Origin of the sequence: Streptomyces sp. col6 (assembly GCF_008042035.1) — a bacterium.
Taxonomy (GTDB): domain Bacteria; phylum Actinomycetota; class Actinomycetes; order Streptomycetales; family Streptomycetaceae; genus Streptomyces.
Genome location: NZ_RDBL01000012.1, coordinates 1 through 12,240, shown reverse-complemented (window position 1 = coordinate 12,240; position 12,240 = coordinate 1). Strand labels below are relative to the sequence as shown.

At 72.6% G+C, this 12,240-nt stretch carries 12 protein-coding genes; 8 read left to right on the top strand and 4 right to left on the bottom strand.

The genetic code is table 11. The features are described 5' to 3' along the window. Positions 1-110: 110 nt before the first annotated feature. Positions 111-974 carry a phospholipid scramblase-related protein gene (locus tag EAO73_RS15835; protein WP_147972197.1) on the bottom strand — a complete coding sequence of 288 codons (864 nt, stop codon included), beginning with the start codon at positions 972-974 and terminating at the stop codon, positions 111-113. A 115-nt stretch (positions 975-1,089) separates the two neighbouring features. Here EAO73_RS15835 and EAO73_RS15830 point away from each other — a divergent pair, with 115 nt between their 5' ends. From EAO73_RS15830 to EAO73_RS15815, 4 genes are all read left to right on the top strand, one after another. Beyond that, positions 1,090-1,509 (top strand): hypothetical protein, encoded by a 420-nt coding sequence (locus tag EAO73_RS15830; RefSeq protein ID WP_147972196.1) that lies wholly within the window; start codon positions 1,090-1,092, stop codon positions 1,507-1,509. A 95-nt stretch (positions 1,510-1,604) separates the two neighbouring features. Continuing rightward, the gene (locus EAO73_RS15825) at positions 1,605-2,255 is read left to right on the top strand and encodes a DUF3105 domain-containing protein (protein ID WP_147972195.1); all 651 of its coding nucleotides are present in this window, start codon (positions 1,605-1,607) and stop codon (positions 2,253-2,255) included. Further along, positions 2,252-2,902, top strand: a complete 651-nt coding sequence (locus EAO73_RS15820) for a DUF305 domain-containing protein (protein ID WP_147972194.1) — start codon at positions 2,252-2,254, stop codon at positions 2,900-2,902. The genes EAO73_RS15825 and EAO73_RS15820 overlap by 4 nt, the downstream gene beginning before the upstream one ends. Before the next feature lie 74 nt (positions 2,903-2,976). Beyond that, positions 2,977-4,221, top strand: coding sequence for an ROK family protein (locus EAO73_RS15815; RefSeq protein WP_147972193.1), 1,245 nt, complete (start codon positions 2,977-2,979; stop codon positions 4,219-4,221). A 70-nt stretch (positions 4,222-4,291) separates the two neighbouring features. Here the strand turns inward: EAO73_RS15815 and xylA are convergent, their stop codons facing one another. Beyond that, positions 4,292-5,461 (bottom strand): xylose isomerase, encoded by a 1,170-nt coding sequence (gene xylA / locus EAO73_RS15810; RefSeq protein ID WP_147972192.1) that lies wholly within the window; start codon positions 5,459-5,461, stop codon positions 4,292-4,294. Between the two features lie 229 nt (positions 5,462-5,690). Here xylA and xylB point away from each other — a divergent pair, with 229 nt between their 5' ends. From xylB to EAO73_RS15795, 3 genes are all read left to right on the top strand, one after another. Continuing rightward, a complete protein-coding gene (gene xylB, locus EAO73_RS15805; RefSeq protein WP_147972191.1) occupies positions 5,691-7,181 on the top strand; it encodes a xylulokinase in 1,491 nt (496 codons plus the stop codon). Between the two features lie 94 nt (positions 7,182-7,275). Then, positions 7,276-8,544 carry a VWA domain-containing protein gene (locus EAO73_RS15800; protein WP_147972190.1) on the top strand — a complete coding sequence of 423 codons (1,269 nt, stop codon included), beginning with the start codon at positions 7,276-7,278 and terminating at the stop codon, positions 8,542-8,544. Then, positions 8,544-9,377 (top strand): hypothetical protein, encoded by an 834-nt coding sequence (locus EAO73_RS15795; RefSeq protein WP_147972189.1) that lies wholly within the window; start codon positions 8,544-8,546, stop codon positions 9,375-9,377. Before EAO73_RS15800 ends, EAO73_RS15795 begins: the two co-directional genes overlap by 1 nt. Before the next feature lie 129 nt (positions 9,378-9,506). On the opposite strand, the gene EAO73_RS15790 is transcribed toward EAO73_RS15795, so the two are convergent. Together EAO73_RS15790 and EAO73_RS15785 are read right to left on the bottom strand one after the other, a co-directional pair. Further along, entirely contained in the window at positions 9,507-10,694 is a 1,188-nt protein-coding gene (locus tag EAO73_RS15790) for a GDSL-type esterase/lipase family protein (protein WP_147972188.1), read from the bottom strand. A 51-nt stretch (positions 10,695-10,745) separates the two neighbouring features. Next, complete coding sequence (locus EAO73_RS15785) at positions 10,746-11,324, bottom strand: TetR/AcrR family transcriptional regulator (protein ID WP_147972187.1); 579 nt, start codon at positions 11,322-11,324, stop codon at positions 10,746-10,748. Between the two features lie 200 nt (positions 11,325-11,524). Between EAO73_RS15785 and EAO73_RS15780 the strand changes: the two genes are divergently transcribed. Further along, on the top strand, positions 11,525-12,220 hold the full coding sequence (locus EAO73_RS15780; RefSeq protein WP_224756336.1) for a DUF4232 domain-containing protein: 696 nt from the start codon (positions 11,525-11,527) through the stop codon (positions 12,218-12,220). The last annotated feature ends 20 nt before the right edge of the window (positions 12,221-12,240 follow it).

Genomic DNA, 12,240 nt, shown 5'->3' with positions numbered 1-12,240 from the left:
TTAACAGGTATTACACAAGTAAAACACCTGGATCGAAACTGGCCCCGGGAGACAGCACCGCCCGCGCTCCTCAACGAGGGGCGCGGGCGGTCGGGCGTACGGGACCGGGCTCAGCCGAGGCCGCGGGCGTCCTGCTTGAGGGCGGTGTCCACGGTCAGGGCTGTAGCCACCACCAGGCTCAGCAGCGGCTCGGGCAGCTGATAGTGGATCTGGAGGACGTAGTTGTCCGCCGTCGTGAACAGCGTCTTCGCGAGCCCTTCCCAGGTCTTGGTGATCCGGGCGACCTCCTGGTCGTTGTGGTCGACGATCGCGAAATTCCAGGCGCGCCAGTTCTCGGCCTTGATGGCGCCGATCTGCTGACCATTGGCCATGATCGCGAAGTTGATCTTGCCGATGGCGTTCTGCTGGATGATCTCGCCGACCGGTTGACCGTCCGGGCGCTGCACGATGACCTTCGACTTGATGAACTTCGCCGGGCGGGTCAGCAGCAGCTGCGGCTGGCCGTAGGCGTCGCGGATCTCCAGCCGGTGGGTCAGGTACTGGTCGATGCTGGTGAGGAACCGCAGCACCTTGCGCAGGGCGCCCTGGCCGACCTGGACGACCGAGCCGACGGTGTTGCCGTGCTGGTCGAAGACGCTGTACTCGTTCGTCAGCTCGATCAGCTTGGCCTTCTGGTTCACGACCAGGACCTGCTGGCTGAAGAGCGAGCCGCCGCCGGGGACGCCGCCCTGCTGAGGAACGCCGCCCTGCTGGGGAACAGCCGCCGGCTGCTGCGGCGTCTGGGCCTGCGCGGGGGCCTGCGGCTGCGCCGGAACCTGGGCGGGGGCCTGAGCCTGGGCGGAGGCCTGGGCCTGGTCGCCGCCGGCCGGGTTCGTGTGCTCGGTCCACTGGGACCCGTCCCAGTAGCGCAGCAGCTGGGGGGCGCCGTGCGGATCGGGATACCAGCCCGCAGATACGTTCGAGTGCGTTGTCACCGGGGCACACTATCTCGCCATGGCCGAAACGGGATCGCTCGTCCATGGATCCACAGGTTCACCGGATTGCGTCCCGCACTGCTTGAATCTTCAACGCACCAGTACGATGTGCGGGATGAACAGGGTGAGCGAGGGTGCGGGACGGGTGCGAGGCACCGGTGCGTCCCTCGTGCTCACCTGGGTGTTCGTCCTGGTCGCGCTCGTCGTGTGCTGCTCGCCGCAGTCCGTACGGCCGCACTCCTCCCCCGAGTTCGCCCCCGCGTCCGCCCTCGCGACACTGACCGACCTCACGGTGGTCCGGGTCGTGGTGGCCGACGCCCCCGGCGACCGGGGCGTGGGCGACTCCTGCCACGACGCCTCGGAGCACTCCGCGCCCGTCGTGCTGCCCGGCCGGCCGGGACCGGCCGCCGTCCCCACGGCCGCCGTGACGCTCCTTCCGGCCCGGCCCCTCACCTGTGGTGCCTCGATCCGGGGGCCCTCCAACGACGCGGTCGGCGAGGTCGACCCCCTGCGCCTTCAGGTTCAACGGATCTAGGACGGCCGGGGATGCCGCGTACCCGCTTCCGGGACGCCGGCTCCTCCTGCCGTACGCAGTCCGTCTTGCCGATCCGATGAACCGAAGGACCCGTCATGGCTTCCACCAAGAAGCAGAACACCCCTGCCGCCGCCCGCCGCGCCAAGCTGGAGGAGGCGCGCCGTCAGGAGCGGGCCCGTGAGCGCCGCTCTCGCATCATCACGCTGACCGTCGGCGTCCTGGTGGTCGCCGGCCTCGTCGCCGGGGGCGGCTATCTGATGAACGCCGCCGATGAGCAGGACAAGGCGGAGGCCCAGGCCAAGATCTCGCCCGTCACCGGCGAGAAGAGCTGGGACAAGCTCACGCAGAACCATGTGGAGAAGACCGTCGACTATCCGATGAACCCGCCGGTCGGCGGCGACCACAACCCGGTGTGGATGAACTGCGACGGTGACGTCTACACCCAGGCCATACCGAAGGAGAACGCCGTCCACTCGCTGGAGCACGGCGCGGTGTGGGTCACGTACACCGGCAAGGCGAAGCCCGCCGATGTGAAGAAGCTGAACGAGCGGGTGTCGTCCACGCCGTACTCGCTGATGAGCCCGGTCGAGGACCAGGAGGCCCCGCTGATGCTCAGCGCCTGGGGGAAGCAGCTCACCGTGAAGAGCGCCACCGACGCCCGCGTCGCGCAGTTCTTCACGAAGTACGTGCAGGGCCCGCAGACCCCGGAGCCGGGCGCCGCCTGCACCGGCGGGATCGCCAAGTGACGTCCGCCCCGCGCACCTCGCGGCCCCTGGTGCTGGCCGGCGGTGCGGTGCTGCTGCTGGCACTCGCGCTGATCGCGCTGACGTTCGTACGCCCGTCGACGTCGGCGCCCGCCGCGCCGGCGTCCGCGTCCGCGCCGGCCGAGTCGTCGGCCGATGTGGGGTTCGCCCGCGACATGGCGGTCCACCACCAGCAGGCGGTCGAGATGTCGTTCATCGTCCGGGACCGCACCTCGGACGAGGCGGTGCGCCGGCTCGCGTTCGACATCATCAACACCCAGGCCAACCAGCGGGGCATGCTGCTGGGGTGGCTGGAGATGTGGGGGCGGGCGAAGAGTTCCCCCGGGCCGCCCATGGCGTGGATGGGGCACTCGTTCACCCCGCGCGGTGACGGCGCGCTGATGCCCGGCATGGCGACCGACGCCGAACTGGACGCCCTGCGGGCGGCCAAGGGCAAGGCGGCCGAGGTGCTCTTCCTGAAGCTGATGACCGCACACCACAAGGCCGGCGCGGAGATGGCCCAGGCCGCCGCGTCGGCGGCGGGCACCAAGGAGATCAGGAGCCTGGCGTCGGGTATGGCCCTGGCCCAGAAGTCGGAGATCGCGCTCATGGCGGACATGCTCAAGGAGCGGGGAGCGTCCGCGTCCTGAGGCGGGCCGGGGCCGTCCGCCCCGGCCCGCCACGACCGTACTGGCGTACGGAATCGCATAGGCTCAGGACCGATATGAAGAGCAACCTCACACCGCTGGGGCCCAAGGCCGACAAGGACACCGTCCGGCGCAGCAATCTGAGCCTCGTGCTGCGGGCCGTCCGCGACGAGGGCGAGGGGGAGGCGACCCGGGCCGGTGTCGCCGCGCGCGTGGGGCTGACCCGGGCCGCCGTGTCCTCGCTGGTCGAGCAGCTGCTGGAGAGCGGCTTCCTCACCGAGTCCGGCAAGACGTTCAGCGGGCAGGCGGGCCGCCCCGGGACCGCGCTGAAGACGGCCCGCACCGGACCGGCCGGGCTCGGGGTCGAGGTCAACATCGACTACGTCTCGGTGTGCGTCGTCGATCTGGCCGGCACCGGCCGGGTCCGCCTCACCGAGCACCTCGACAACCGGGGCACCCCGCCCGACGAGGTGCTCGCGCGCGCGGCCCGGATCGCCGCGCGCACCCTCGACTCGGCGCGGGAGCAGGAGCTGTACCCGGTCGGTGTGGCGCTGGCGCTGCCGGGCCTGGTCTCGGGCGGCGCGGTCCGCCAGGCGCCGAACCTGGGCTGGAACCAGGTCCCGGCAGAGGAGCTGTTCGCCGCCGCGCTGGCCGCCGAGCACCCGGAGCACCGGGCGCTGCCGGTCCGCTCGGAGAACGAGGCGAATCTGGCGGCCCTGGCCGAGCTGTGGTTCGGCGGCCTGGAGCGCATCCGCAGCTTCCTCTATCTGACCGGCGAGATCGGCGTAGGCGGCGCGGTGGTCATCGACGGCGAGCTGTTGCGCGGGGCGCACGGCTTCGCCGGCGAGATCGGGCACGTGGTGGTGGACGCGCAGGGTCCGCAGTGCCGTTGCGGTTCGCGGGGCTGCCTGGAGCAGTACGCCGGACAGGCCGCGCTGCTGCGGGCGGCCGGGATCGACGGGGGCGGCGGCGGGCTCGGGGTCGCGGAGCTGGAGAAGCGGGTGCGGGCGGGCGACGAGCGGGCGGTCGGCGCGGTCGCGGAGGCCGGGCGGATGCTGGGGCGGGTGCTGTCGGGGGCGGTCAACCTGCTGGACCCGGACGCGGTGGTGCTCGGCGGGATCTACCGGAACCTGATGCCGTGGCTGTCGCCGCCGGCCGACGAGGAGCTGACGGGCCGGGTCGTGTCCGGGCTCTGGGCTCCGCGCGGGGGCCGGCTGCGCGCCTCGTCCGTGGCGGGTGACGCGGCGCGGGGCGCGGCGGCGCTGGTGATGACGGACGTACTGGCCGACCCGGTGGCGTACGCGCGCCCGGCGATGGCCTGAGACGTAGGGAAAGAACGGAGGGGGCGGACGCACCGAGCGTCCGCCCCCTCCGTCGTGCCCTGCGGTGTCCTCAGCGGACGCCGAGCAGGTGGTCCATCGCCAGCTGGTCCAGGGCCTCGAACGCCATGCCGCGTGCGGCGGCCGCGTCCACGTCGAACTCCTCGAAGGCGGAGCGGTCGGCGAGCAGCCCGGCCACGCCGTCCTCGGCGGTGCGCTGCGCCAGCTCGTCCAGGCGGGAGGCGCGCAGGGCCTCCTGGACCGCCGGGTCGGCACGGAAGGCGGCGGCGCGCTCCTTGAGGATGAGGTAGTTGCGCATGCAGCCGGCGGCGGAGGCCCAGACGCCGTCGTAGTCCTCGGTGCGCGGCGGCTTGAAGTCGAAGTGGCGCGGGCCGGCGTAGTCCGAGTTCTCCAGGAGGTCGACGAGCCAGAAGGCCTGGCGCAGGTCGCCGGCGCCGAAGCGGAGGTCCTGGTCGTACTTGATGCCGGACTGGCCGTTGAGGTCGATGTGGAAGAGCTTGCCCGCCCACAGGGCCTGCGCGATGCCGTGCGGGAAGTTCAGCCCGGCCATCTGCTCGTGCCCGACCTCCGGGTTGACGCCCACCATCTCGGGGCGCTCCAGGCGCTCGATGAAGGCGAGGGCGTGACCGATGGTGGGGAGCAGGATGTCGCCGCGCGGCTCGTTCGGCTTGGGCTCGATGGCGAACTTGAGGTCGTAGCCCTGCTCGGTGACGTAGTCGCCCAGCAGGTCGAAGGCCTCCTTCATCCGGTCGAGCGCGACGCGGATGTCCTTGGCGGCGCCGGACTCGGAGCCCTCGCGGCCGCCCCAGGCGACGTAGGTGGTGGCGCCCAGCTCGACGGCCAGGTCGATGTTCCGGATCGTCTTGCGCAGGGCGTAGCGGCGGACGTCCCGGTCATTGGCGGTGAAGGCGCCGTCCTTGAAGACGGGGTGCGTGAAGAGGTTCGTCGTGGCCATGGGGACGACGAGACCGGCCGCGTCGAGCGCCTGGCGGAAGCGCTTGACGACGCTCTCGCGCTCGGTGTCCGTGGAGCCGAACGGGATCAGGTCGTCGTCGTGGAAGGTCACGCCGTAGGCGCCGAGCTCCGCGAGCCGCTTGACGGAGTCGACCGGGTCGATCGCCGTGCGCGTCGCGTCACCGAACGGGTCGCGGCCCTGCCAGCCCACGGTCCACAGACCGAAGGTGAACTTGTCTTCGGGGGTCGGTGCGAAGCGTTCCGTCATGGTGGTGCCGCCTTAGGGGCCGGGGTTCCGCAGCCGGTCGGGCGGCCGAACCTCTATTTGTTCACTGTCATGACTAATCATGCACGGACAGCCCGTGCGGCGTAAAGCCCCCGGAGCGCAGACGTCCCCTCGTCGCCGCCGGGCGTCCGGAGCAGGCCCTGTTCCGGGCGGACCCGATCGCGTAATTTGTTTTGCGCACGATCAAATAAACGAGCGAATGAGGTCAGCCATGCCGCCGCATACCGTCGTCATCGGTGTGGACAGCTCCACCCAGTCCACCAAGGCGGCGTTCACCGACACCGCCACCGGCCGGCTGCTCGCCGTCGGCCGCGCCCCCCACGTCGTCACGGGAGAGGGCGGTGCGCGCGAGAGCGACCCCGAGATCTGGTGGCAGGCCCTGCGCGACGCGGTCGCGGCCGGACTGAAGGAGTCCGGAATCGCGGCGGCGGACGTCGTGGGGATCGCGGTCGCCGGCCAGCAGCACGGCCTGGTCGTCCTGGACGCCGAGGGCCGCCCGCTGCGCCCGGCCCTGCTGTGGAACGACACCCGCTCCGCCCCGCAGGCCGCCGCCCTCACCGCCGCGCTCGGCGGCCCCGACGCCTGGACCGCGCGCACCGGTTCGGTCCCGGTGGCCGCGATGACCGCGTCCAAGTGGCAGTGGCTGCGGGAGAACGAGCCGGAGACCGCCGAGGCGGCGGCCGCGGTGCGCCTCCCCCACGACTTCCTGACCGAGCGGCTGTCCGGCCGGGCCGTCACCGACCCGGGCGACGCGTCGGGCACCTGCTGGTACTCCACCGCGACCGGCGCCTACGACCCCGAACTGCTGGCCCTCATCGGCCTCGACCCGGCGCTGCTGCCCGAGGTCGCGGAGAGCGGCGCGGCCCGCGTGGGCTCCCTGACGGAGGCGGCCGCCAAGGCGCTGGGGCTGCCCGCCGGGATCGCCGTCGCGGCGGGCACCGGGGACAACATGAGCGCCGCCGTCGGGCTGGGCCTGGGCGGCGCCGGACTGCTCGACCACCCGGTGCTGAGCCTGGGCACCTCGGGCACGGTCTTCGCCGCGTCCGCGACCCGGCCGGCCTCCGCCGCCCTCTCGGGCTTCGCGGCGGCGGACGGTACGTACCTCCCGCTGGCCTGCACCCTCAACTGCACGCTCGCCGTGGACAGGGTCGCCGCCCTGCTGGGCCTGGACCGCGCGGACGCGGCGCCCGGCGGCGAGGCCGTGCTGCTGCCCTACCTGGACGGCGAGCGCACCCCGGACCTGCCCACCTCCGCCGGTCTCCTCACCGGACTGCGGCACGACACGACCCCGCGGCGATTGCTCGGTGCCGCCTACGAGGGCGCGGTGTTCACCGTGCTGCGGGCGCTCGACGAGCTGCTGCGGGCGTGCGGCCTCGACCCGGCCGACCCCGAGGTGGCGGGCCGTCCGCTGCGGCTGATCGGCGGCGGGGCGCAGGGCCGCGTCTGGGTGGAGACCGTACGGCGGCTCTCGGGGCGGCCGGTGATCGTGCCGGGGGCCGGGGAGCTGGTCGCCCTCGGCGCGGCGGCGCTCGCCGCCGCAGCGGCCACGGGGGCGGACCCGGTCGCCGTCGCCGCCGGCTGGGACACCGGCGAGGATCTGCTCCTGGAGGCCGTGGAACGGGATCTGACGGCGTGGGACCGGATCGGCTCCGTACTGGAGCGGGCGGCGGGTCCGCTGCTCGGCGGGGACCGTCACGCCTGATCCGCCATCAAGGGCCGCTGTACGTGAGGCGGGTGCGCGTACAGCGGCCACCAGCCGTTTTGGATAGCGAACTGATGTTCACTACTATCCGGCGATGATCATAAGAAGAAGGCTGACGGTCGGGGTGGGCATCCTGCTCGCCACCCTGACCGCCGGGCTCGGCTCGGCGCTCCCCGCATCGGCCGATGAAACCCCCACGAAAGCCTCCCCCAAGGTCGAACTGGTCCTCGACGTCAGCGGTTCCATGCGGACGCGCGACATCGACGGCCAGTCCCGGATGAGTGCGGCGAAGCAGGCGTTCAACGAGGTCCTGGACGCGGTGCCGGAGCAGGTGCAGCTCGGCATCCGCACCCTCGGCGCCGACTACCCGGGCGACGACCGCAAGGTGGGCTGCAAGGACACCAAGCAGCTGTACCCGGTCGGCCCGCTGGACCGCACCGAGGCGAAGACCGCCGTGGCCACGCTCGCCCCCACCGGCTGGACCCCGATCGGCCCCGCGCTGCTCGGCGCCGCCGACGACCTGGAGGGCGGCGACTCCACCCGCCGGATCGTGCTCATCAGCGACGGCGAGGACACCTGCGGCCCGCTCGACCCGTGCGAGGTCGCCCGCGACATCGCGGCGCGCGGCATCCACCTGGTCATCGACACGCTCGGCCTGGTGCCGAACGCCAAGATCCGCCAGCAGCTGACCTGCATCGCCGAGGCGACCGGCGGCACCTACACCGCCGTGCAGCACACCGATGAACTCTCGGGCCGCGTCAAACAGTTGGTGGACCGGGCCGCGGAGCCCGTCGTCACCCCGGTCGCCACGAAGGGCGCCGACAGCTGCACGGACGCGCCCGAGCTGAAGCCCGGCCTCTACACGGACCGCGAGAAGTTCGCCGAGCACCGCTGGTACAAGGTCGAGGTGCTGCCCGGCCAGGAACTCCGCGCCTCGGTCAGCGTGTTCGCCGACCGCGCCGTCAACAACGACTACGGGATGCTGCTGCGCGCGGTGACCACGCACGGCCGCGAGATCGTCCGGGGCTCCGAGTCCGGGACGGGGCGCACCGACGCCATCTCGTCCGGGCTGCGCTACCCGAAGGCCGAACAGGAGGACGACAACAAGCCGGCCGCGGAGACCGTCTGCCTCCAGGTCAGCAACTCGTTCTCGGCCCCGGCCTCGGTGAAGACCTCCCCCGGCATGCCGATCGAGCTGACCGTCGACCTGGTGGACGGCCCCGACGAGGCGGCGGACGTCGCCGCGTTCGGCCTCGGCCACGGCTGGTGGCTGCTGGGGCTGCTCGCCCTGACCGGTCTGATCGCGGGTCTGCTCTTCGGCTGGATCTCGCGCTGGCGCGTCGCTGTCTGGAGGACCAACTGATGTCCCGTACGAGACGCGTGCTCGCGGGCGCGCTGCTGACCGGCCTCGCCCTGCTGACGGGGGCGTCGGCCGCCGCGGCCGACGACGCCTCCCCGAGCCCCAGCGCCTCCGGCGACGGCTCGGGCCCCACGGAGGCGGGCACCACCTTCCGTACCGCCACCGCGATCCAGCAGGGCGAGACCGCCACCGCCGGGGCCTCCACCGGCGACTACCTGTACTGGGTCTTCCCGGCCGACGCCGGGCAGCGCGCCACGGTGACGGCGAAGGTCACCCTGCCCGAGAGCGCCGCCCGGCACGGGGCGCAGACCTGGCAGGTCGACGTGTACGACGGACTGCGCCGCCGCCAGGCCTGCATGTACGGCAAGCAGACCGGCACCGCCGCGACCGACGCCGCCGCGGTCGAGCTGACGTGTGTGCTGCGCACCGTCCGGGCCGACGCCGAGCCGTGGGCCAACGACCCGCTTCCGGGCAGCTACTACGTGCGCCTCACGGTCGTCGGCCTGGCCCAGGCCGATCTCGGCCTGCCGGTGCACACCGAGGTCGAGGTCAACTCCAAGGACCAGGGCGGGGCCGCCGACGTGGACGGCAGCCTGTCCAAGCCGCTGGTCCCCGGGGTGTCCTCGGCCGAGCAGGCGTCGGACGACGGCACGGACGCCTCGGCCGAGCCGGTCGCGCTCGCCGGTGAGCCGGAGGACGGCTGGTCCTCGGGCTGGTGGACGAGCCGCTGGCTGTGGACGGCCGGCGGCGGCGTGCTCGCCGCGCTGGCCGCCGTCTTCGGCTACTCGGTGACGGGCGGCCGCGGCCGCCCGTCCCACGTGCCGCCGGGCGTCTGACGTCCTGCCCGCAGTCGGACCGGCCCCTGCCCAGGGTGCCGGTCCGACTGCGTTACGGGGGCCGAGTGCGGGCGGTGGGCGTCACGCGGCTGCGCACGGGCCCACTCGGCCGGCCGGTGCCGAGCACCGTCACGAACCCGCGAACGCGCCGCCCTCCCCGAAGGCCAGTGCCGCGAAGCGGTCGCCCATGCGCAGGTGCGTGGCGGCGTCCGGGTGGAGGGCGTCGGGGAGCGGGAGTTCGGACGCGTCTGCCTCGCCGTACAGTTCGCGGCCGTCCAGGTACCGCAGGTGCGGGTCGTCGGCGGAGCGCTGTTCCACCAGCCGGGCCAGTTCGTCGCGGATGACGCGGAGCGTCAGTTTTCCGGCCGCGCGCTCGTCGGGGTCACCGACCGCCGCGAAGCCGACCTTGCCCTCACCGAGGCGGCTGAAGTCGGGGATGCTGGGTCCGGGGGTGTCCTCGTGGATGGGGCACAGCACGGGCGAGATCACCAGGAGCGGTGTGTCCGGGTGGCCCTCACGGATGGTGTCGAGGAAGCCGTGCACCGCCGGGGCGAAGGCGCGCAGCCGCATCACGTCGGCGTTGACCAGGTTGATGCCGATCTTGACGCTGATGAGGTCCGCGGGGGTGTCCCGCATCGTGCGGGCCATGAACGGGTCGAGCAGGGCGCTGCCGCCCAGGCCCAGGTTGACCAGCTCGACACTGCCGAGCAGGGCGGCGCGCGCGGGCCAGGTGGCCGTCGGGCTCGCGGCGTCGGAGCCGTGGCTGATCGAACTGCCGTGGTGCAGCCACACCTTGCGCCCCCGGTCCGGGGCGGGCGTGACGGGCGCGTCGGTGCGCAGGGCGACCAGTTCGGTCCGCTCGTTGTACGGCAGCCAGATCTCCACGTCCTTGTCGCGGTCCGCGAGGCCGTCGAACCGTACGGTCCCGACCGGCCCGGTGCGGAATTCGGTCGAGCCGGTGGACATGTCGACATCGAGGACGTTGCCCCCGCTCACCGAGCCCTGGGCGGCGAGGGCGCCGTCCACGAGGAGGTCGTACAGGCCGTCGGGCCTCGGCGGGACGCCCTGGTACGCGGTGCGGGTGCGCCGGGCCGTCAGCTCGACGACGGTGGCCCGGGTCCGGAAGACCAGGCGCACGCCGGACGGCTGGGCCTCGGCCAGGGCGATCTGGCCGTCCGGGGCCTGGGCACGGGCGTCGGCGGGCAGGCGGTGCGGCAGCAGGCCGGCCTCGGTGCCCTCCGCTTCGAGCGCGCCGCGCAGGAGGTCCGTGGTGACGGGGGTGGTGAAGGAGAGGGGTACAGGGGTGTCGGTGCTCATGGCTCCACCTGGGGTCGCGGGGTGACGAGGGCCGGGGCTCCGGGTCCGGGGTTACGAGGGCCGGGGCGCCGGCCAGTTGCGGAGGAGGGCGTCCAGCGCGTCCAGGGTCCGGTCCCAGGACTCCTGCGAGCCGGGGGCGCTGTGGCTGAACCCGCCCTGGGCCTCCAGGGTGGTGAATCCGTGGAACACGCTGCCCAGGAGCCGTACGGCATGCGTCTGGTCCGGCTCGGTCAGGTCGTAGCCGCGCAGGATGGCGCGGGTCATCCGCGAGTGCCGCAGGCCGGCACTGGCGGCCGCCGTTTCGGGGTCGAGCGTCATCTGGGCCGCGGCGTAACGGCCGGGGTGCTCGCGGGCGTAGTCCCGGTACATGTCGCCGAGGGCGCTCAGCGCGTCCTTGCCGGCCCGTCCGACGAGGGCGGCGGCGCCCCGGTCGGCCATCTCCTCCAGGGCGAGCAGGGCGATCCGGGTCTTCAGGTCGTGGGAGTTCTTCAGGTGCGAGTAGAGGCTCGCCACCTTGACGTCGAACTGCCGCGCCAGCGCGGACACGGTCACCTGGTCGAAGCCGACCTCGTCGGCCAGTTCGGCGCCGGCCCGGGTCAGGCGTTCCGCGGTCAGGCCCGCACGCACCATGGTCGCCTCCTCGTCCTGGGACGACCATCATGCGCCTGCCTAAGACCTATAGGCAAATCCTGAATATCTCAAGGAAACCCGGGCGGTTATCGGCCGACGACACGTTGCCGGATCGATATGCCTGATTTATCGCCGCTCGTCCGGCAAACGGTTCAGACTGTCGGAGACTGGTACTCACCGGCTTCAAGGGGAGAAACACCATGCGTCTGCGCACCGCTCTCACCGCCGCCGTCACCGCTGCCGCCGCGGCGGCCCTGACCGCCCCCGCCGCCTCGGCCACGACCGCCGCCCCGGCGGCGGCCCGCGCGACCGCGCCCTGCCAGGAGAAGGACCTCCGTATCTCCGCCGGGCCCGGGGCGGGGCAGAACACCGCCCGGATCTCCGTGGTCAACAAGGGCGGCCGAGCCTGCGCCGTGGACCGTATCCCGACCATCACGTTCCGGGGCCTGGACGGCTCGGCGCAGCCCGTACCGCCGGCGACGAGCGGGCCGTATGTGCTGTCGCCGGGCGAGCACGGGTACGCGGCGGTGCGCACGGCCGCTCCGGGGACGGCCGAGGGCCATGTCGTGCGCAGCCTGTCCGTCGCGGCGGACCCGGCGCACTACGGGGTGACGTTCGGGGCGGCGGCCGTCGGCATGGCGGACGGGATCAGGGTGTGGGAGCCGGTGACGACGCTCTGGCACGCCTCGCGGGGCGCGGCGGACCGGGCGCTTGCGGCGGTGAGAGCGGTGCGCAGACGCATGGTGTTTCTCCCCTTGAAGCCGGTGAGTACCAGTCTCCGACAGTCTGAACCGTTTGCCGGACGAGCGGCGATAAATCAGGCATATCGATCCGGCAACGTGTCGTCGGCCGATAACCGCCCGGGTTTCCTTGAGATATTCAGGATTTGCCTATAGGTCTTAGGCAGGCGCATGAT

Excerpts from the sequence above, each read along its gene's own strand:
- EAO73_RS15830 (WP_147972196.1), top strand. The coding sequence starts at position 1,090 with ATGAACAGGGTGAGCGAGGGTGCGGGACGGGTGCGAGGCACCGGTGCG.
- EAO73_RS15825 (WP_147972195.1), top strand. The coding sequence starts at position 1,605 with ATGGCTTCCACCAAGAAGCAGAACACCCCTGCCGCCGCCCGCCGCGCC.
- EAO73_RS15815 (WP_147972193.1), top strand. The coding sequence starts at position 2,977 with ATGAAGAGCAACCTCACACCGCTGGGGCCCAAGGCCGACAAGGACACC.
- xylA (WP_147972192.1), bottom strand. The coding sequence starts at position 5,461 with ATGACGGAACGCTTCGCACCGACCCCCGAAGACAAGTTCACCTTCGGT.
- xylB (WP_147972191.1), top strand. The coding sequence starts at position 5,691 with ATGCCGCCGCATACCGTCGTCATCGGTGTGGACAGCTCCACCCAGTCC.
- EAO73_RS15800 (WP_147972190.1), top strand. The coding sequence starts at position 7,276 with ATGATCATAAGAAGAAGGCTGACGGTCGGGGTGGGCATCCTGCTCGCC.
- EAO73_RS15795 (WP_147972189.1), top strand. The coding sequence starts at position 8,544 with ATGTCCCGTACGAGACGCGTGCTCGCGGGCGCGCTGCTGACCGGCCTC.
- EAO73_RS15790 (WP_147972188.1), bottom strand. The coding sequence starts at position 10,694 with ATGAGCACCGACACCCCTGTACCCCTCTCCTTCACCACCCCCGTCACC.
- EAO73_RS15785 (WP_147972187.1), bottom strand. The coding sequence starts at position 11,324 with ATGGTGCGTGCGGGCCTGACCGCGGAACGCCTGACCCGGGCCGGCGCC.
- EAO73_RS15780 (WP_224756336.1), top strand. The coding sequence starts at position 11,525 with ATGCGTCTGCGCACCGCTCTCACCGCCGCCGTCACCGCTGCCGCCGCG.